The sequence below is a fragment of the Stenotrophomonas maltophilia genome (assembly GCF_013464485.1).
GTDB lineage: Bacteria > Pseudomonadota > Gammaproteobacteria > Xanthomonadales > Xanthomonadaceae > Stenotrophomonas > Stenotrophomonas maltophilia_AW.
This window is the reverse complement of the sequence record NZ_RAUX01000009.1, coordinates 22,771-42,085: the sequence shown is the minus strand read 5'-3', so window position 1 is coordinate 42,085 and position 19,315 is coordinate 22,771. Positions and strand designations below refer to the sequence as shown.

The 19,315-nt window shown below is 65.9% G+C and carries 21 protein-coding genes; 20 read left to right on the top strand and 1 reads right to left on the bottom strand.

Annotation, left to right across the window (positions count from 1 at the left end):
* The first annotated feature begins 6 nt into the window (after positions 1–6).
* The 13 genes from D7Y61_RS03805 to D7Y61_RS22550 all read left to right on the top strand — a co-directional run bounded on the left by D7Y61_RS03805 (position 7) and on the right by D7Y61_RS22550 (position 9,261).
* Complete coding sequence (locus D7Y61_RS03805) at positions 7–756, top strand: hypothetical protein (protein ID WP_180865165.1); 750 nt, start codon at positions 7–9, stop codon at positions 754–756.
* A gap of 46 nt (positions 757–802) precedes the next feature.
* Positions 803–2,116, top strand: coding sequence for a transporter (locus D7Y61_RS03800; protein ID WP_180865163.1), 1,314 nt, complete (start codon positions 803–805; stop codon positions 2,114–2,116).
* Between the two features lie 177 nt (positions 2,117–2,293).
* Positions 2,294–3,973 carry a hypothetical protein gene (locus D7Y61_RS03795; RefSeq protein WP_180865160.1) on the top strand — a complete coding sequence of 560 codons (1,680 nt, stop codon included), beginning with the start codon at positions 2,294–2,296 and terminating at the stop codon, positions 3,971–3,973.
* A 28-nt stretch (positions 3,974–4,001) separates the two neighbouring features.
* Complete coding sequence (locus D7Y61_RS03790) at positions 4,002–4,955, top strand: NUDIX hydrolase (RefSeq protein ID WP_180865159.1); 954 nt, start codon at positions 4,002–4,004, stop codon at positions 4,953–4,955.
* A gap of 244 nt (positions 4,956–5,199) precedes the next feature.
* Positions 5,200–5,490 (top strand): RebB family R body protein, encoded by a 291-nt coding sequence (locus D7Y61_RS03785; RefSeq protein ID WP_180865157.1) that lies wholly within the window; start codon positions 5,200–5,202, stop codon positions 5,488–5,490.
* Positions 5,491–5,533: 43 nt separating this feature from the next.
* The gene (locus D7Y61_RS03780) at positions 5,534–5,803 is read left to right on the top strand and encodes a RebB family R body protein (RefSeq protein WP_005416649.1); all 270 of its coding nucleotides are present in this window, start codon (positions 5,534–5,536) and stop codon (positions 5,801–5,803) included.
* Between the two features lie 26 nt (positions 5,804–5,829).
* A complete protein-coding gene (locus D7Y61_RS03775; RefSeq protein WP_006446865.1) occupies positions 5,830–6,096 on the top strand; it encodes a RebB family R body protein in 267 nt (88 codons plus the stop codon).
* Positions 6,097–6,156: 60 nt separating this feature from the next.
* On the top strand, positions 6,157–6,429 hold the full coding sequence (locus D7Y61_RS03770) for a RebB family R body protein (protein WP_005416651.1): 273 nt from the start codon (positions 6,157–6,159) through the stop codon (positions 6,427–6,429).
* A 70-nt stretch (positions 6,430–6,499) separates the two neighbouring features.
* On the top strand, positions 6,500–6,736 hold the full coding sequence (locus tag D7Y61_RS03765; RefSeq protein WP_180865155.1) for a RebB family R body protein: 237 nt from the start codon (positions 6,500–6,502) through the stop codon (positions 6,734–6,736).
* The gene (locus D7Y61_RS03760; RefSeq protein WP_180865153.1) at positions 6,733–7,317 is read left to right on the top strand and encodes a RebB family R body protein; all 585 of its coding nucleotides are present in this window, start codon (positions 6,733–6,735) and stop codon (positions 7,315–7,317) included. Before D7Y61_RS03765 ends, D7Y61_RS03760 begins: the two co-directional genes overlap by 4 nt.
* Before the next feature lie 47 nt (positions 7,318–7,364).
* The gene (locus tag D7Y61_RS03755) at positions 7,365–7,712 is read left to right on the top strand and encodes a hypothetical protein (protein WP_180865152.1); all 348 of its coding nucleotides are present in this window, start codon (positions 7,365–7,367) and stop codon (positions 7,710–7,712) included.
* Between the two features lie 20 nt (positions 7,713–7,732).
* Positions 7,733–8,812, top strand: a complete 1,080-nt coding sequence (locus D7Y61_RS03750; protein ID WP_180865150.1) for a hypothetical protein — start codon at positions 7,733–7,735, stop codon at positions 8,810–8,812.
* The gene (locus D7Y61_RS22550; RefSeq protein WP_345776222.1) at positions 8,809–9,261 is read left to right on the top strand and encodes a hypothetical protein; all 453 of its coding nucleotides are present in this window, start codon (positions 8,809–8,811) and stop codon (positions 9,259–9,261) included. Before D7Y61_RS03750 ends, D7Y61_RS22550 begins: the two co-directional genes overlap by 4 nt.
* 54 nt (positions 9,262–9,315) lie before the next feature.
* Here the strand turns inward: D7Y61_RS22550 and D7Y61_RS03740 are convergent, their stop codons facing one another.
* Positions 9,316–10,803 (bottom strand): helix-turn-helix domain-containing protein, encoded by a 1,488-nt coding sequence (locus D7Y61_RS03740; RefSeq protein WP_180865148.1) that lies wholly within the window; start codon positions 10,801–10,803, stop codon positions 9,316–9,318.
* Between the two features lie 470 nt (positions 10,804–11,273).
* Between D7Y61_RS03740 and D7Y61_RS03735 the strand changes: the two genes are divergently transcribed.
* The 7 genes from D7Y61_RS03735 to D7Y61_RS03705 all read left to right on the top strand — a co-directional run bounded on the left by D7Y61_RS03735 (position 11,274) and on the right by D7Y61_RS03705 (position 19,284).
* Entirely contained in the window at positions 11,274–11,537 is a 264-nt protein-coding gene (locus tag D7Y61_RS03735; RefSeq protein ID WP_180865146.1) for a CD225/dispanin family protein, read from the top strand.
* Between the two features lie 57 nt (positions 11,538–11,594).
* Positions 11,595–12,479, top strand: coding sequence for an NAD(P)-dependent oxidoreductase (locus tag D7Y61_RS03730; RefSeq protein WP_180865145.1), 885 nt, complete (start codon positions 11,595–11,597; stop codon positions 12,477–12,479).
* Positions 12,480–12,580: 101 nt separating this feature from the next.
* Entirely contained in the window at positions 12,581–13,720 is a 1,140-nt protein-coding gene (locus D7Y61_RS03725) for an SPFH domain-containing protein (protein ID WP_180865143.1), read from the top strand.
* A 21-nt stretch (positions 13,721–13,741) separates the two neighbouring features.
* Positions 13,742–15,094 (top strand): TFIIB-type zinc ribbon-containing protein, encoded by a 1,353-nt coding sequence (locus D7Y61_RS03720; RefSeq protein ID WP_180865141.1) that lies wholly within the window; start codon positions 13,742–13,744, stop codon positions 15,092–15,094.
* Entirely contained in the window at positions 15,091–15,348 is a 258-nt protein-coding gene (locus D7Y61_RS03715) for a hypothetical protein (protein WP_180865139.1), read from the top strand. Before D7Y61_RS03720 ends, D7Y61_RS03715 begins: the two co-directional genes overlap by 4 nt.
* A 276-nt stretch (positions 15,349–15,624) precedes the next feature.
* Positions 15,625–17,283: a tyrosinase family protein gene (locus D7Y61_RS03710; RefSeq protein WP_180865137.1), complete on the top strand. Its 1,659-nt coding sequence runs from the start codon at positions 15,625–15,627 to the stop codon at positions 17,281–17,283.
* A 291-nt stretch (positions 17,284–17,574) separates the two neighbouring features.
* Positions 17,575–19,284: a sensor domain-containing diguanylate cyclase gene (locus D7Y61_RS03705; RefSeq protein WP_180865135.1), complete on the top strand. Its 1,710-nt coding sequence runs from the start codon at positions 17,575–17,577 to the stop codon at positions 19,282–19,284.
* Positions 19,285–19,315: the final 31 nt, after the last annotated feature.

The window sequence follows — 19,315 nt, the reverse complement described above, 5'->3', positions numbered from 1 at the left end:
ATGAACATGTTTCGTCAACGCATATGGATGGCCCTGCTGCTGGTGACCCCCGCCCTGCCCCTGCAGGCTGCCGAGGGCACCGCCGGCCGTGGCCTCACGGAAATTCCAGACCCGGAACTGCGCCTGATGCGAGGGCGCTACACCGTCGGCGGCAACAGCGTGGCCTGGTTCGGGGTCACCATGGTGTCGCAGTGGCAGACCAGCAACGGCACGACCCTGCAGGGCAGTCTGACCCTCGGCATGGATTTCCGCGGCGGCGGCACGCCCAAACTCAGCTTCCAGCCCAGTGTGCAGGTCACTGCGGCCGATGCACCGCTGCCTGATACCCAGGGACGCAGCATCGACAGCAGCGGTCTGGCCAACGCCAGCGGCCTGGTGCAGAGCGTGCAGGTGGCTGGCGACGGCAATGCCGCGCGCAACATCGCCACGCTGACCGTCCGCGACGGCAGCGTGCCAGGTGCGCCTTCCGATGGCAGTCACGCCGCCGCTGCACAGCAATCCGGCGCCCGCGCGACCGCCGTACTGGAAGGCAACCAGGCGCGCTTGCTGTTGCAGGTGGATGGCCAGGGCCTGGTGCAGCAGTGGATCCGCAATGGCAGCGTCGGTCAGGGCATCGCCCTTGCCGGTGATGGCCAGACCGCCAGCAATCAGCTGAGGCTGGAGCTGGTACGCAATTCCGTGGGCGGCAACCTGCCCTTGAGCCAGAACGTGGCCCAGGCGATTGCGCTGAACCGCGGTATGGGGCCGGGCCAGTAGCAGGGCGCGGCATTGGGGGGAGCGTTCCACAACGCAGGACACGAACATGCACACCCTTTTGAGGATCACCCCGTTGGCGCTGGCGGCGCTGGCGGGAACCGCCTTCGCCGCGCCGCCCACGGCCGACGACAGCACCGACGTGCAGGCCCTGGCCAACCAGCTGGAGCAGTTGAAGGCCAACTACGCCCAGGAAGTGCGACGGCTGCGCGAGCTGGACATGCAGGTGCAGGCGATGCAGGCACGGTTGAGTGGCCGCACGGGTGCCACCGGGCCGGCAACGGCGGCATCGGGCACGGCAGTCGCGCATGGCTCGACTCTGCAAACCGGTGCAGCGGTTCCACCGGGTGGCGAGGGCTACGCCAGCACGGCGGCGGAGGCGCAGCAGGCCAAGCAGGAGTCGCGGCGCAGCGTGGACGACGTGAAGCAGCAGCAATCGGCCCTGTTCTCACGCCGCTTCACCATCGAAAACAGCCTCACCTACGCGCGCTATGACCGCAAGCAGCTCACGCTCAACGGCTTCCTCGCGCTGGACGCCATCTTCCTCGGCAACATCGCCATCGAAAACGTCGAATCCGACTCGCTCACCTACAACGTGGCGGCCCGCTGGGGCGTCAGCCCGAACCTGACGCTCAATCTGGACGTGCCCTACCTCGCCCGCCGCACGGTCTACCAGAAGGGCGGCGCCGGTGGCGCGGCGGCCGCCATCGCGCAGGAGGAAACCAATGGCAACGGCCTGGGCGATATCGGCCTGAGTGCGAACTACCGGCTGTTCGGCGAACGGGGCTGGCGCCCGGAGACGGTGCTCACGGCCGGGGTGACCGCACCCACCGGGCGCGCGCCCTACGGGCTGGACTGGAAGGTGATCGAACGCGATGACGATGACTACATCCGCTTCGCCGTGCCGCGCGAGCAACCTACGGGCAATGGCGTGTGGCAGGCCAACCTGGGCCTTTCCATGGTCAAGACCGTCGATCCGGCGATCCTGTTCGCCAACATCGGCTATGTGCACTCGATCCCGCGCGGCTTCAACGACATCGACAGCAACCCGGACACGGTGAATCCTGGCGACGTGAAGCTGGGTGGATCGGTGTACTTCGGCGCCGGTGTCGCCTTCGCGTTCAACGAGCGCACCAGCCTCAGCCTGTCCTTCAGCGACCGCATCAGCGCCCGCGCGTCCACCCGCTTCCAGGGCGGCAAGTGGACGAAGGTGATCGGCAGCGACGCCAATGCAGCGTCACTGAATCTCGGGGTGACCTACGCGTTGAACCAGCACACCACCCTGGTGACCCTGCTTGGCATCGGGCTGACCCCGGATGCCCCGGACTTCACCCTGGCATTCAAGATCCCGTACATGCTCTAGCGCCCCTGGCCCGGCGACGGCGCGGCTGCGGCCCGCCGTCGTTGATTCCGCCGCTTTGGCACAGATCCACGCAATGACACCGCATTGCGCGTCGATTCTGCCGATTCCCGCAGTCTCCCCGTTTCTAGCATGCCCCTGAGCCGGCCAATCCGGGCCTCGCGCCGCGCAGGGTGCTCCATGCTGAACATCATCCGCAACGACATCATCGGCTGGACCGTGCAGGACTCGAGTCCGACGGAAGCCTTGATCCTCAACAACATCACCGTAGGAAAGGGCGGCGAAGCCATTCCGTGGAACACCTACGGCATGGAGATCGAGTTCTGTACGCACGACAGTTCGATCTTCGCCTTCACCCACGTGACCGCCGCCCTCCTCAGACCCGGAGAAATCCCCTGGAAGAACACCACGAAGCTGGATCTGGGCGAGAACGGCCCATGGATGATCGAATCCGATTCAGACCACACCTTCGAGCTTGTCAGCCCGCCCCTGCACTTCAGCACCATCGAGGCAGCGTACGCGTTCAAGGCCAAGCTGGTTCAGGCGCTGCGCGACTCGGTCGCGGTCACCGTGCCGCCGCAGAACAGCGGCATGGAGATGGAGGACCCGCCGATGGATGCCGGCACACCAATCGTGGCCTGCCTCTTCCACCGCTGGGCGGAACGCTTCCAGGGGCGCCTGCGTGCCCTCCTCACAGACGCGGCCAATGCTGGCCTGATTGGCCTGCACGAGCAGGACAACGCCGCACAGCAGCCTGCACCCTCCAGCTGCGAGTACGCCGACTGGAACCGGGTCAACGAGGAGGTCAATCTCTACAACGTTGACGACGGCATCAACATTCCTGCCGCCCGCTATCGCCTCCAGTTGCAGCAGGACCCCTGGCCGGACTACACCCGGCAGATCATCCTCGCCAAGTACAGCAAGTTCTGGTCCAGCGGTTTCTCATCGCAGATGAACCTGCCCATGACCCTCTGCGGGTACTACCTGTACATGCTGCGCAAGACAGCCATGCCGCGGTACAGCGAACTGCTCACCGGTCTCGGTCGTCCTCCCTGCATCACCGAGCGCGACAACCGCAAGCTCAATCACTGGTACTGGCGGCACGTTCTCCTGCGCGCCTGCTGTGGCTACATCTTCAACGTACAGGACCTGGATACGGCGCACGCCTTCGACCCGGTGCAGCTACCGCGATGCGCTGTGCTCTATCTGGTTTCAAGCAAGCTGCTCACCGGTGCCATGGCCGCTCTCAGCGAGCCGTTGCAACTGGAAATGCAGCGTGCAGCCTGGGACGCCAGCTCCACCCAGGCCATTGACGCGGACCAGGGCGGCACGCTGACGCCGGCGCAGCGTGACTGGGCGCCCTATCACAGCAGCCTGAAGGACCTGACCGGCATATGGTTGAAAGCCTCGCTGCTGGATGTGCTGCGCACGCAGGATCTGGCCACCTACCAATGGGCGGTACTGAACCTGCCCGCGGTACTGAGAGATCCCACCATCTGGATCACCGCGTTCCAGGACTGGGATGTGCTCACAGCCATGGAACGGCTGCGCGATCGCGCGGATGTGGACTGGAACGACCTGGACTACTTCCGCCGCCGTCATGCCCGTGCGGCGCTGACCCTGCGCATCCAGGCTGTCGCCGATGAACTGGCCGATCGATTGACCGATCTCGGCCAACCGCTGCCTCCGGTGCCAGGGCCTGTCGACCTGCCTCCACCAGAGCAGCGCCGCTTCCTGGAACGCGAAGGCGTTCCGTCATGGGAAGCACGCTACGACACGCTGTACCGGCCGATCGTGACCGGCGCCGACGGCAAACCGGTGCAGCCGGCGCGCTATCTCATCGAACACCGCAACAACTGACCGCCCCCCCAGACGAAGGAGAACACCGATGCCCCAGGCCTATGCCGCCGTAAGATCCGGCAGCCAATGGTTGATCGCCCGGAAACGCGCCACCAACAACTGGTGGAGCGCCATCGCCGCACCCGTCCTGGTGATGGAGGCCGCTGTCCTGCTCAATACCGCGCTTGCCGCACCGGAGAGGAGACCCTCCACCGTGGCTGCCATCAACCTGCTGGTGAACGCCCATGTCGCAGCGCGGACCGCATGGAGCACAAAGCTCGACAAAGCCACTGCGATTGCCGCGGTGGCGACCGCGGTTGGCGAGGTCCAGACTGCGCTGGGCATCGATAGCGTCGAGGCACTGCAGAATGCCATGCCCTCGGTACTCACGGCCGTGGACCGCGCATCGCAGGCCGCTGGGTTTGCAGGCCGTCGGATACTCGCCACCCCACCCATCACAGTCTGGCCGGATGCAGGTCTTGCCGGGCGTATTGCCGCGGCCCAGCAGGCGCTGAAGAAATGGGCCTCCGAACAACCCCAGGCAACGGTCAATCAGGCCGGACAATGGTCACTGCCCGGTGGTGCGATGGGAGATGGCGAGTCTGCCGAAGCAGCAGCCCGGCGTGAATTCTTCGAGGAAACCGGGGTGGCGCTGGACCCGGCCTTTGTCATGCAACGCTCGGTTGCGTTCGGCTACCGCCCGGGCCGTGTGGCGTTCTACCTGGCCTGCTTTGCAGCGCCACCGGAAATCGACCTGGATGAACTGGCCGCACGCCTCAACCTCAATCTGGCGCCGCGCCCCGAGTGGATGGGGCGCCCGGCGTCGAAATCGGTGGTGGACTGGGAGCTGTCGCGCCTGCAGGTCGTGGCGCAGGCCGATCTCTGCTCCCTGCTGGGGGTGCGCCAGCCAGTGGAACCCGCACCGGTCGGCCGCCCGGATTCGCAGAGCATCGACTGGTATGCGGCGATCGCACGCTACATCGAAGGCCTGCCCGCCGATTGAGCCTGCGCGTGACGGGGCCGCGCCGTGTGCCGATGCACCCCCATCGAAACACCCTGCAAACCAGCAATCCGCCCGTATCTTGGCCCCGATCTTCACACCATTTCCGCCGCATTCTCCGTCGATTCCACCAATCCGCCCGAAGCGCTTCCTTCTACTCTGGCACCACGGTGAGGCACAGGCAGTTCAGCACCATGCACCGTGACACTGGATACCACGCACTTCCACCTTTACGCAGGAGCAGGACATGGCATTTCCAACCGCGGTAAACGACCAGATCACCGATTCGGTCACCCAGGCAAAMACCAAGGTGCTGGGCGATGCGCCCGCCGTGGCAGTGGGCAATCTCTACCAGGCCACCGCACAGGCGCTGGCCAACGCCGCCCACAACGCCACCAACGCGCAGCAGCAGTCCTACGTGACCGCGCAGTCGGCGACCACCATGGGCGTGGCCACGTTGTACTCGATCGATACCGCCACCACCGCGGTGGCCAGCAAGGAAATCCTCAGCACCCGCGTGCGCGGGCTGGGCTCCTGATCCGTCGTTCCGTAGCTGACCCGCCAACCCAAAGGAGCACGACATGGCATTCCCGACCGCTGTCAACGACCAGATCACCGATTCGGTCACCCAGGCCAATACCAAGGTACTGGGTGACGCCCCCGCCGTGGCGATGGGCAACCTGTACCAGGCCACCGCGCAGGCGCTGGCCAATGCCGCGCACAACGCCACCAACGCCCAGCAGCAGTCCTACGTGACCGCGCAGGCGGCCACCACCATGGGCGTGGCCACGCTGTACTCCATCGATACCGCCACCACCGGCGTGGCCACCAAGCAGATTCTCGGCGCGTGATGCGCCGGCAGGCAAGGAGCTGAGCCATGGCATTTCCCACGGCCGTCAACGACCAGATCACCGATTCGGTCAGCCAGGCCAACCTGCAGGTGCTGGGCGTGGCGCCGGCCACGGCGATGGGCACGCTGTACCAGGCCACCGCTCAGGCGTTGGCCAATGCCGCCCACAACGCAACGCTCGCCCAGCAGCAGATGTACGTCACGGCGCAGGCCGCGACCACGATGGGCGTTGCCCTGCTCTACGCCGTCGATACCGGCGCCACCGGCGCCGCCACCCGGAAGATTCTCGGCTGAGTCTGCTAAGTGCCGGCAATCTCCGTTCCTGTAGTGCTGTCCACCCAAGGAGCTTCCACCATGGCATTTCCCACCGCCGTCAACAGTCAGATCACCGACTCGGTCTCGCAGGTCAACACCAAGGTGCTCGGTGATGCACCGGCGATCGCAATGGGCAACCTGTTCGTGGCCACCAGCCAGGCGTTGTCCAACGCCGCGCACAACGCCACCAACAACCAGCAGCAGTCCTACGTGACCATGCAGGCGTCGACCACCCAGGGGGTGTCCACGCTGTATGCGATCGACACCGCCTCCAACGGCGTAGCCACCCGCGAAATCCTGGGCCTGCGCTGACGTGTCGGCCCGGCGTGACGTCCACTACCGCGCCCCCGCTCCATGTGGCGTCACGCCGGGCCCCTGATCGATGCCAGCTTCTCCCGCTACCGGCTATCTGCCTGACACCGCCAATGCAGGCTCGGGGCTGGCGATCGCACTTGCCCCCTCATTCGCAATGTCGGCCACCTATCTGGCCATGGCCGACAGCCTGGCCCTGGCCATGCAGAACGCCGTCGCCAACCAGCAACGCGGCCAGGTGACCGCCGGCGCAAGCCTGGCCCAGGCCCTGGCCCTGATCATCCAGAAGGGAGCCGTTCCGTCATGAGCAGTGATAACACCGTCAACAGCCAGATCGTCGACAGCGTCAGCGCCGCCTCCACCCTGCTGGTGGGGCAGGCGCCCGCGCAGGCTTTCGGCATGCTGGACATGGTGATGCTGGAGACTCTGGGTACGGCCATGCACAACGCAGTTGCGCGCCAGCAGGGCGCCGGCATGGTCAGCTCGGCAGCGGTCACCGCCGCCTGCGCGAAGATGATCAACGCACCCTGGCCAGTGCCACCGCCGGCGCCACCGCCGCCATCGCCGCCGCCACCGAATGTGATTCCGCTGCCTGGCCCGGTACCGACACCACCCGCGCCGGCGGCAGTGATCGCTGCGGCCACCGCAGAAGGAAAGACCGCCATCAGCGTCCTGCAGGCACAGACCCACGGTGCCACTGCCGACGCTGCGGCCGCCACCGCCAGCCTGCATACGCTTGAACAGCTTGCGGGCAGCGACGTGGCGCAAGCGCCCGGTCCTGCGCCCGACGCCACGCCCGGTCCGGATCCGGACGCGGGTCCCGCCCAGGATCCCGCGTCCGCCTCCTCTTCCACCCCGGCCACCGMCGGCGCTGATGCCGCTGCGTGACGCCACGCCGGACGCGKCCGGCCGCCCCTGCCCTTCAAGGAGCCCGTATGGACCCGAGCAACGTCAACGCCCAGGTCATCGATGTGATCAACCAGGTGCAGACGGCCACCATGGCCAGCACCGTGGTGAAGACCAGTGGTGCCGGCAAGGCCTACCAGTCGGTGGCGCAGTCTGCGGCGATCGCCGTGCAGGATGCCGCCGACGCGCTGCGCAACGTCTCCACCATCGCCACCACCGCCGCCGGTGTGGCCATGGCCCAGTATCTGGCGACGGGGGACGAAAAGTATGCGAGGGTACTCACCCAGGCGCAGACCATGATGCAGGGCGCCACCGACGACTTCACCCGCGTCGGCAGTGCCGCCGCGACCGTCCTCAAGGATTTTCCGGCCACGTGAGGCCGCCAGGAGAGCCACGCATGAGCGTTTTCATTGACGGTCGTTCCATTCCCCATTCCGGCCAGCTCGGGGCACGCACCCGGCGCGTGCTGTCGTTCATCGACGGCGGCCCGTACTGGCTGCAATGGGCGATCGATTCGCACGAGCACCGCTATGCTTTCGCCGATGAAGGCATGATGCTTGACGGCGTGCAGCAGGGCCTGCATGGATCACGCATGGCGTGGTTGCCTCATGCCGGGCTGCAGGTCAGTCCCATCAAGCTGCTCAGCCTGGGCAATGACGAACTGGACGCACTGCGCCAGCTGGAAACCGGTCAGTCCAGCACTCCCCTCGTCAGCGAGGTGCAGAGTGTCCTTGCCAGGCACAACCTGCTGAGCAACACGGAACTGGGCGCTTACCACCCGTTCCTCGCTGCCGTCGCTGCAGGTGATGCGCCGCTGCTTCAGCAGCTCGACTTCCGCGAATCACTGGCGTTGTGCCAGCTGGCTGCTGAGCAGGGTGGTCACGCTCAGGCCACCGATGTACAGGTCGAGGCCGCCCGGTTCGCCTTGATGCATGCACGCAGGCCGATCGAGTTTGCCGACTATTACCGCTTCTACCAGGCCGTGTACCCCAGCGGGAGCAGCAGCGAGCTGCGCATCGAACGCGCGACGCATGCGCTGCAGACCCTGCTGCCGATGTTGTTCGGCTTCCTGGATGGACCGCAACTGCCCAACCTGCCTTCGCCAGAGCAGGTCCGCGCGGCGATTGCAGAGTCGTTGGCCGCCAGCCGCCAGATCGGCTACGCCCGCATCTCGCTGGCCGCACAGCAGGTCGCGCTGTCGGCCAACGACGGCAGCGGCCTGCAGCTGGATGCCGAACGCCTGCGCGAAACGGCACGGCGACAGCTGCGCGGCGCACAGGCCTTCCTCAACGATCATCCGGTCTCCCGCGGTCAGCTCGGCCAGGACGGGGCGAGCATCCTGTTCGCCATCGACGGCTCGAAGGAACAGGCACGCGTGCAGGTGGAGGACAACGTCATCACACTGCAGGACTACCGCCGAACCCGGCGTTTCGCTGACGATGAAGCGGCGTTCGGCTTCCAGGCGGATGCGGTGTGAGCCGGGAACCGCCCGTCACTGCGCCCGATGCCGGCGTTGAGGCGGCCACGGCAGCGCTGGCCACTGCTGCCGGCATGGCCGTGGCGGCTGGTCGTCTGGCCGCACGGCTGCAGGCACAACAGATACTGGCCAATGCCCGGACGGCATTGCGCCACATCCTGGGGGAGCACAACGACGGCTCCCCTTCCCAAACCCCAGAAGGAGTTCCTGCGATGACCTTCCCGACCCCACTGCCCTCGTCCCCCAGCCCCGACCGCCCAGGCGGCAAGACCCCCATTGAGATCGCGCAGGAACTGGCTGACGCGGCAATGGCTGCCAGCGAGGAAGGCATCCGCGCCGCCATGGCGGTATCGCAGCAGGCGATCGCGGCCGCCAACGAGGCGGCACGGCGCGCCGATGAAGCCGCCGAAGAAGCGGTCCGACGGGCAACCGAAGCGAACGCCAGATAGCGCTCGCCGCGGTACTGACACGCCCCGGGCAGGCCTGCGCCTGCACCGGGGCTTTCACTGCTCCGGTGCCCGCCGGTAGCTGCGCGGGCTGACCCCGACTACGCGCCGGAAGCTCTTCTCGAAGTGGCTCAGGTCGCCGAAGCCAACCTGCAGCGCGACATCGGTAATGCGCAGGCGCTGGCCGCCGCGCAGCAGCTGCTTGGCATGCTCGATTCGCAACTGCTGCAGCAGCAGCTTGAAGGTGGTACCCAGCTCGCTGCGGAACAGGAAGCCCAGGTGCGACTGGCTGACATGCGCCTGCCGGGCCAGATCACCCAGGGTCACCTGCTCGGCGGCGTGATCCTTCAGGTAGGCCAGCGCACGCTTCAATCCATCGTGAAGACCCTCGTGCGAGGCGGTGGGTCCAGCGCCACTGCCGGGCATTGCCTGCCCGACATCGGCCTCGGCGCCGTCCGCGAGCGCTGTTGCCGGATCCGCGACGACCGGCCCGGCGCTTGCCAACAGCCCAGGGGCATGGCGCAGCACGTCCTCACGCCCGATGTTGCGACCGCCGGTCATTACCGCCAGCCGCACCACGACCCGTTCCATTTCCAGCAGATTGCCTGGCCAGTCGTGGCCGCGCAGCGCGTCCAGCACATCCTCGCTGATCACCTGCGGACTGAACCCGTGCATCTGCAGCGAACGTGCCACCAGCGCATCGATATCCTCGCTGCGCTCACGCAACGGAGGAATATCCACGGTGAGGAACTCCAGGCCCGCCAGCAAGGCGCGTGAGAACAGCCGCTCACGCACGCGCTGCTCCAGATCCGCACTGGTCGAGGCAATGACACGGATCGCACGGTCCGAACCGGGCTCAACGACCGTCGGTTGCAGGCCACGGATGCAATGCGACAGCTGGGCCTGCAGCGGCACCGGAAGCTCGTCCACTTCATGGAAGTACACGGTGCCGCCGCGGGCGCGGGCCAACCATTCCGCCGGCCCGTCCTGCGGGTGAGCGCAGTTGATCTCCACGAAGGGTCCGCGCCGCCTCGGGCCGCAGCTGTGCAGCGCTGCGGCCAGCTCCATCTTCTCGGTGCCGAACTCACCGCGCAGCAACACCGGCAATCGACTGGCTGCCGCGCGCTCGACAAATTCCTCCATCCGTTTCAGCGCATCACAGGCCCCGACCAGCAGCAGCGGACGGTGCAGCGCCTGCTCGGCCCAGGCCTGCGCTTCATAGCGCTTGATCAGGTGCGCACAGCGATGCGCGAACACCTCGCCCAACGCCAGCGCGTTGCTGTCCAGGCTGCCCGACTCTCCTTCCAGCTGCAGCTCACCCAGCACTTCGCCGCCATAGCGGATCGGCAGGCGCTGGCTGGGCCGGTGTGCCGGAACGCGGGGCTCCGCGTCCACAGGCCCCGAATCGGGCCCGCGCAGATGGACGCTTCCCCCACGCAGTGCATGGTGCTTCGAGAACTCCTTCACGAACGCACCCAACAGATCCGGCAAGGACCGATGTGGACGATAGGCGCGCTGCAACATTTCACTGACTTGCCTGTGCATTGAAACTCCCCTTTCGAATGGCGACCCGGTGCTGATGCACCAGGCGATCGCGCAATGCGTAGCGTCTGGCTTCATTGCGTGATGCTGCGATGCCTACGCCGCGCCTCGCGCCAGCCGCTGGACACGCAGATCAACGTGCACGCTGTCCGCCCCCATGCCCCCAGGGGGTTGCCGTCGGTAGGTCGACGATGCGGACGTCGGACGGATCCGGATTCTTCAGGCGCCTTCACGACGCCGATGCTTCCGATTATCTGATCGGAGTTTCGGGAGAAACGTGATGATAATCACGTGAATATCCCGGCCAACCTTCGCCTTGTGCGGGCTCCCGCCCTCTCCCGACGCAAAGAACCCACCCAGGCCGCGCCAACTGGCGTTCGACAGCGATGTCTGGGCAGTGTGCAGCGCCCGTTGCATTTCCTGTTCCTTGTGCGCGCGACATAATCCGCCACCCAATCAAGGAGATTCAATGCATGGAACCCAACGGCACGACCACGGCCCCGAAGAACTATCTGATGTGGGCGATCCTGAGCATCTTCGGCGGCTTCTGGCCTTTCGGCATCGTTGCCACCGTCTACGCCAACCGCACCTCCTCGCTGGTCGCCGCCGGCCAGATCGGCCCCGCCACGGTCGCATCGCGCAAGGCGCTGCGCTGGATGATCGCTTCGTTCGTCACGTTGCCGCTGTGTGTGGTGCTGCTGGTGGGCTACGCGTTGATCCTGCGCGCGGGCGCCTGAGCCACAAGGCAACCTTCTGCGGCATGATGGGCGGCCCACCCTGATCTGGAGCCCAACATGCCTGTCGGTTTCATCGGCCTGGGCGTCATGGGAGCACCCATGGCGGGCCATCTGGCACGGGCAGGCCATGCCGTGCTGGGCTGGTCGCGTTCCGACCGCAACCATGCCGCCGCCCGCGCCGCCGGCATCGATGTCCGCGAATCGCTTGAGGAGGTGTTCGCAGCCTGCGACCCCCTCATCCTGATGCTCGCCAACGATGCAGCCATCGACAGCGTGCTGGACCGGCATGGCCGGACCTTCGCCGAACGCGTCCAGGGCCGCCTGCTGATCAACATGGGGACCAGTTCCGCCTGCTTCTCGCAGGCGCTGTGTGACCAGGTACGTGCCAACGGCGGGGAGTATGTGGAGGCGCCGGTATCCGGGTCACGTGTCCAGGCCGAGGCCGCGCAACTGGTCATCATGCTCGCCGGTGCCGACGCCGACGTACGCCAGGCACTGCCGCTGCTGGCGTCTCTGGGCCGACAGTGTGTTGCCTGCGGCCCGGTACCATCGGCGCTGCGCATGAAGCTGGCGGTGAACCTGTACCTGATCACGCTGGTGACCGGGCTGGCCGAGGCCGTGCATTTCGCAGAGAAGCACGACATCGCGCTGGAACGCTTCGCCGAGGTGCTCAATGCCGGCCCCATGGCCAGTGACGTCTCGAGGATCAAGCTGGACAAGATGATCCGGGGCGACTTCACGGTACAGGCCTCGATCACCGACGTCCTCAAGAACAGTGGGCTTGTAGCCGGCGCCGCGCGTGATGCCGGCATGCAGGCGCCGTTGATCGAGGCCAGTGACGCGCTGTTCGCACGTGCCCAGCAGATGCAGCTTGGCACGCTGGACATGGCGGCCGTACTGCAGGTGATCCGAGCCGGGCGGCGTGGCGCGGACCCTCGCTGACCCGGATTCATGTTCCGGCGCCACAGTGGCCCGCGCCCGCTGCTATATTCGGTCCAGCTCGGCAGGCATGGTGCCTGCCCGGGAAACACAGGGAGTTGGCCATGGGTCTGGTACAGGCAGTGAAGGGTGCGGTTGGCGGTGTGCTGGCCGACCAGTGGAAGGACTTCTACACCGTGCCGACGGGACTGCCCTCGACTGCCGCCCTGTTCGCGGCGGTGCCGCAGGGCACCAATGCCGGCCGCGGCTCCAACACCAGTGGCTCGTCCAACATCATCAGCAACGGCTCGAAGATCGTCGTGCCCGAAGGCTACGGCCTGCTGCTGTTCCAGGATGGTGCGATCACCGCCTTCGTCGCCGAGCCAGGTGGCTACGAATGGCGTTCGGACGACCCGAATTCGCAGTCGATCTTCGCCGGTGACGGCCTGGTCAGCACCTTCATCACGCAGAGCTGGGAGCGCTTCAAGTTTGGTGGCCAGCCCGGCTCGCAGCAGGCGGCCTACTTCGTTTCGCTGAAGGAACTGCCGGACAACCGCTTTGGCACCCAGTCCGAAATCTATTGGGACGACGGTTTCCTCAACACCCAGGTCGGCGCTGTCACGCGCGGCTCGTACACGCTGAAGATCATTGACCCGATCCTGTTCGTGAAGAACTTCGTGCCGGCCAGCTACCTGCAGCCGGGCCAGGTGTTCGACTTCACCGACCTGGACAACGCCGCTGCCAGCCAGCTGTTCAATGAAGTGGTCGGCTCGCTGGCACCGGCCTTCAGCCTGTACACCAACGATCCGGGCAAAGGCAACCGCATCACCAAGCTGCAGCAGGACTCGCTGGGCTTCGCGCAGAGCCTGTCGGCCGCGGTCGAGCAGGGTTACCAGTGGAAGTCCGACCGTGGCCTGGCCATCGTCAAGACCGCCATCGTCTCCATCGAATACGACGCCAACACCCGCGAACTGTTGAAGACCGTGCAGCGCGCCGATGCCCTGACCGGTTCGCGCGGCAATTCCAACCTGCAGGCCAGCGTGGCCCAAGGCATCCAGTCCGCCGGTGAGAACGGCGGTGCGGCCGGGCTGGTCGGCGTCGGCATGGCCTCGGGCATGTTCGGTGTCGGCGGAATGCAGCAACCGGTGGCCCCGGCTGCGGACGACCCGGTGGCCAAGCTGAAGAAGGCCAAGGAGATGCTGGACCTGGGCCTGATCACGCAGAGCGACTATGACGCCCTGAAGGCCAAGGCACTGGGCCTGTAACGGGCAGGACGCACGACAACCATGTCCGATCCCCGAAACGGCCCGCCGCCGCTGCCTGGATCCGCACCTGCGACACCGCCGGCCCTGCCGCCGGCGTCGCTGAAGGGGCCGGGTTCTCCGCAGGACGTGCCTCCCCCGCCCGGCAGCTTCCCGCTGGATACGTCGACGTTGCCGCAGGCCATCCGCGATGAAGTGGAAGCGCCCGACCCATTGGCCATCGATACCTCGGCCAGCGAACTGAAGGATGGGCTCAACCGCTGCCCCAAGTGCGGTTCCACCGATATCCGGCCCAAGGCCGGTACCGATATCCTGGTCTGCCTGTACTGCCGTCACGAATGGCACGGCGTACGCGTGGAAGAAGCCTTCGGGCTGGGCGAGAACATCGACGAGCTGCGCGGCACCGTCATCGCCTCGGGTGCGCGCGACATCGATGCCGATACCTCGGCGCTGATGACCTTCAAATGTACCGGTTGCGGTGCCGAGGTAACGATCAACACCGAAAGCACGATGACGGCCCGCTGCCACTGGTGCCGCCATGTGTTCGGGGTCAACGAGCAGATCAGCAACGGCGCCGTGCCCGACGCGCTGCTGCCGTTCCACATCCGCAAGGACGATGCGGTGGCGCGCATACGCCAATTCGTCGACAAGCGCCGGCTGTTCGCGCTGAAGGCGTTCAAGGAACAGTTCACCCCGGAAAACGTAGTGGGCGTGTACCTGCCCTACATGATCGTCGACGGCAACGTCAGCGCGGCGGTGGCCGGCAAGGGCGAGATCCAGACCCGCCAGTACACGGTAGGCAGCGAGAAGAACAAGCGCACCGTGTATGACGCTGATATCTACCAGATCGAGCGCCAGGTCGACTTCACGGTGGATGACCTGCCGCTGGAATCGTCCGCCGAGCGCGGCAATCTGGACATCAGTGCCAATACCAACAACATCATCAACACCATCCTGCCGTTCGACACCAAGAACGCCGTGAAGTGGAATGCCTCCTACCTGGCCGGCTTCACCTCGGAGAAGCGCAACGTGGACGTGGAAAAGCTGCGCCCGCGACTGGAGGACCAGCTGCTGTCCATCGCGCGCTCGCAGGTGGAGGCCTCGGTACGCGGCTACAACCGCGGCGTGCGCTGGGAGCAGGAGCAGCTGGAGGTGCACGGAACCCGGTGGGTGTCGATGTACCTGCCGGTCTGGCTCTACTCGTATCACCAGCCCGGCCGCAACGGCGGCATGCTGCACTACATCGCAGTGAATGGACGCACTGGCGAAACCATGGGCAGCGTGCCTGTGCAGCAGTGGAAGATGCTGCTGGCGGCGCTGACGGCCGGCACGATCATCGAAGCATTGGCAATCCTCATCCTGATGGCAACCGCATGAGCGACGACAGTGGCCTCTGGCTGTTGGCGGCAGGTCCGGCCGGCGCAACCGCGCTGTACTGGGCGCTGTACCGCTACTACCGCAACACCGACAAATCGCACTCCTTCGAGCACGAGACCGAGGTCAAGGCGCAACCGGTCACTGGCTCCAACCAGAAGGTCGGCCAGGTGCGGGGCACCGAGGCGACCCGCATCGAGGGCGACAACGTGTATCAGTACCGGATACGGGTTGCGAGGGTGAAGCCCGATCAGTAGCGCCAGGCCATGCCTGGCGGATCGACAACGCAGCAACGACGTCGGTGAACGGCTTCAGCCGCGCCGGCGTACGCGCGCCCGCGTCTGTGGCCTGCTTCGCAGATCGCCGCTGTACCGCCTGCCTATACTACCGCCGCTTCCCGTCCGGCCATGGCTGCGCCTGCCGGTGGGAGCGGCGGGGCTGGATGTCCCCGTCGGGTCGGCCGCCCTGCTGCCGCCGGCCCTGCCAGTGATTTGTAACCCAACGCGGTTCAACCAATCACCAGGGGGAAGGCTATGCGCTACACACGTCGTGATTTTCTTGCCACCACCGCCAGTGCCTCATTGGCGTCACTGATCGCGCCTGGAGCGTGGGCTGGCGGCGCCGCACCGGCCGACAGCACGGCTCAGGCCCGCTACCACCGCTACAACGTTACCAGTCCGGAGGGCCAGCGCATGCTGGCCAGCTACGCACGCGGCATCAATGCCATGCTGAAACTGCCAGCGGACGATCCGCGCAACTGGTTCCGCAACGCCTTCGTGCACCTGATGGACTGCCCGCACGGCAACTGGTGGTTCTACGTCTGGCACCGGGGCTATGTCGGCTACTTCGAGCAGACCATCCGCACGCTCAGTGGCGATCAACAGTTCGCCATGCCCTACTGGGACTGGACCGAGCTGCCACGCATTCCTCCCGCGATGTTCGATGGCGTGCTGACGCCCACCGACAGCGCCTATGCGCCCTATACGCGCAACCTGGCGGTGTTCACCCAGTTCATGCGCCCAGCACTGCAGCGCTACTGGGACAAGCTTGATGCAGGCCAGCGCGATCAGCTCAGGTTCCGCGGCTATCTCACCGCGGACGATGTCTGGAACGATGTGACCGGCTACAGCGTCGCGGAAAAGACCGGCATCTCGGGCAATGCGGCCTATGCGATCACCTGCGGTGCCCGCTACCTCTGGCGCGAGAATCCCGGCTTCGATGCAAAGACCGCCTCGGCCGTGTCTCCCGATACCATTCACGCGGGGCTGTCGCCAGTCGAGTTCTACAACGAAGACGTGAGTCGCAGCTTCACCAGCTCGCGCACGGCCTCGCACGTGGTGCAACCCGACGGTGCCACGAAATTCTCGGTGCTCGAAGGCTTCCCGCACAACAAGGTGCACAACTGCATCGGAGGCGTCGGCGCGGTCGATCCCGGTCCCTACGGCAACATGACGAATTTCCTGTCGCCGCTGGACCCCATCTTCTACCTGCACCACGCCAACATGGACCGCCTGTGGGACGTGTGGAACCAGCTGCAGCAATCCCGCGGCAAGCCGATCATGCCCATCAACGTCGACCAGCGGCGTCAGTTCATGAACGAACCGTTCCGCTTCTTCGTCGATGCACAGGGAAAGCCCGTGGGCGAGCGTCCGGCCAGCGCGTTCTTCTCCACCACGGCCTTCGACTACGACTACGTCCATGGGGGCCGCAACGACCTGCTGAAGACAGCCGCGTTGCCGGCGGTGGCCGGTGCGGTGCGGCTGGTGCGCGGCACACGTTCCGAGGGTGCGGTGCGCGTGGCCGTGCCCAATGAAGCGGTGCGCGCACACCTGGCCGCATCGGCCCCGCGCCAGTTGATTGCCGAAGTGACCCTGGAGCGACCACGCGGCTTGAACAATACGCGCGAGTTCGACGTGCTGATCAACGCACCGGCCGACACCGCGTCCGTGGCTGCCGACAGCCCGTACTACGCCGGCACCGTCTCGTTCTTCGGACCGACCATGGCCGGGATGGATCACAGCCATCCCACGACGTTCGCGGTGCCGCTGCCGCAGAAACTGGGCGCCCTGCAGACACTCACTGCTGCCGATGGCGGAACGACCGCGCTTGAGATCCGCCTGGTCGCATCATCCGGCCAGGCGCCGCAGGCTTACCCGGTGCTGGATGCTGCGATCCTGGTTGCGCCGGTCTAACCTGCCAGGCACACGGACGGTGCCGGCATCGGCACCGTCTTCCACGTGACGACCGATCGAATGAACCTGCCGGCCGCGGGCCGGTAGCTCCGATGCATCGAGCCCGTAACGGCATCGTCCATGTTCGCGACCAACGTCACGTTTCGGCGCATTGCTCCTGCGCCTCGCAAGTCCAGTCCAGGATGCGTCACGTCAGCATCACCCATCCATGGCGATACATAACGCGCAGCGCACTAGCGTACTCACGACAGCCGCCGCAACCGCCCTCGCCCCCCAGCCCTCAAAAGCGCCATGGACGAAGCTCAACGACTGCTCGAAATCGAACGATTGCACGTGCTCGACACTCCGGCCGAGCCGGTGTTCGATGCAATCGTGGCTGCTGCCCGCGCCGCTACCGGCATGACAATGGCACTGATCTCGGTGGTGGCCGAAGAACGCCAGTGGTTCAAGGCCAACATCGGCCTTGAAGGCGTCAGCGAGACCGCCCGCGACATCTCATTCTGCACCCATGCCATTGAACAGGACGCGCTGTTCGAGATCCCGGATGCCCGCCAGGACCCTCGCTTCTCCACCAACCCGCTGGTGATCGGCGGCCCGCGCATCCGCCATTACGCCGGTATCCCGCTGGGTTCAGCGCAAGGTGCTCGCATCGGCACCCTGTGCCTGCTCGACCCGATGCCCGGTGTACTCTCTCCGTCGCAGCGGGAGCTGATGGTGCATCTGGCACGGGTGACAACACAGGTGCTGGAACAGCGCAGCACCTTGATGGCGCAGGTCGGCCAGGCCAGGGCGCTGCACCGTGAACTCAAGCGCAGCGAGGATTTCCTGGAACGCACGAACCGCGCCGCACGGGTGGGCGGATGGGAGATGGACCTGGTCACCAACGACGTGCGCTGGACGCGCGAGACGAAGCAGATCCATGGGGTCCGCAGCACGTTCGAGCCCACGCTGGAAACCGCGCTGTCGTTCTACCGCGAAGACAGCCGCAGCATCATCCTTGCAGCAGTGCAGCGCTGCGTGGACGAGGGAACATCCTGGGAAGTGCAACTGCCAATGACTACGGCCGACGGGCGTTCCATATGGACCCGCGTGGTTGGCGGACGGCAACAGGTCAATGGCAGGCCACGGCTGGTGGGCGCCATCCAGGACATCACCGAGGAGCGCGCCGCACTGGACGCGCTGGAGGCCAGCGAGACACGGTATCGGCGGTTGTTCCACTACAGCCTGGGCCTGATCTGCACGCACACCCTGGAGGGCGTGCTGACATCGGTGAATCCGGCTGCGGTCCAGTCATTGGGCTTCGAGGAGAGCAGGATGGTCGGGCGCAGCCTCTGCGATCTGATGCCACCTGAGAAGCGTGCCGCCTTCCAGGACTATCTGGCCCGGATCAGGGCCCATCACACCGATGCCGGCGTCATCGAGTTGATCGCCGCCGATGGAACCCGCCATTTCTGGGCATATCACAATGTGCTCGACAACGAAGCCGATCCACCCTACGTGCTCGGCCATGCGCAGGACGTTACAGCATTGCGGATGCAGGAGCAGCAACTGCGCGAGATGTCCTTCAAGGATCCCCTTACCCAGAGCTACAACAGGCGCTTCCTGCCCCGCCTGGACGAGCTTGCCGATCAGCCCTGGGCGTGCCTGATGTTCGATCTCGATCACTTCAAGCAGATCAACGACACCCAGGGCCATGCCCGTGGCGACACCGTGCTGGTGGAATTCGCCGCCTTCCTGCGTGCTCCATTGGGCAAAGCAGAGAGCGTGGTGAGGATGGGAGGCGACGAGTTCATGGTGGTGCTGGCCTCGCCACAGCCGGGAAGGCTGGCCGCCCTGGAACAGTGGTACGTCCAGCATGCGGGGCACTCTCCCACGCGCTTCTCGATAGGCGCGACCCATCATGCGCCAGGCGAATCGGTGGCCGACACCATCCAGCGCGCCGACAGCCGCCTGTATCGCGAGCGCGCGCGCGTGCGCGCGCATCCACGGCCCGCATCCTGAGACGCTTCCTGTAGAGCCCAGCGCGGGCTTG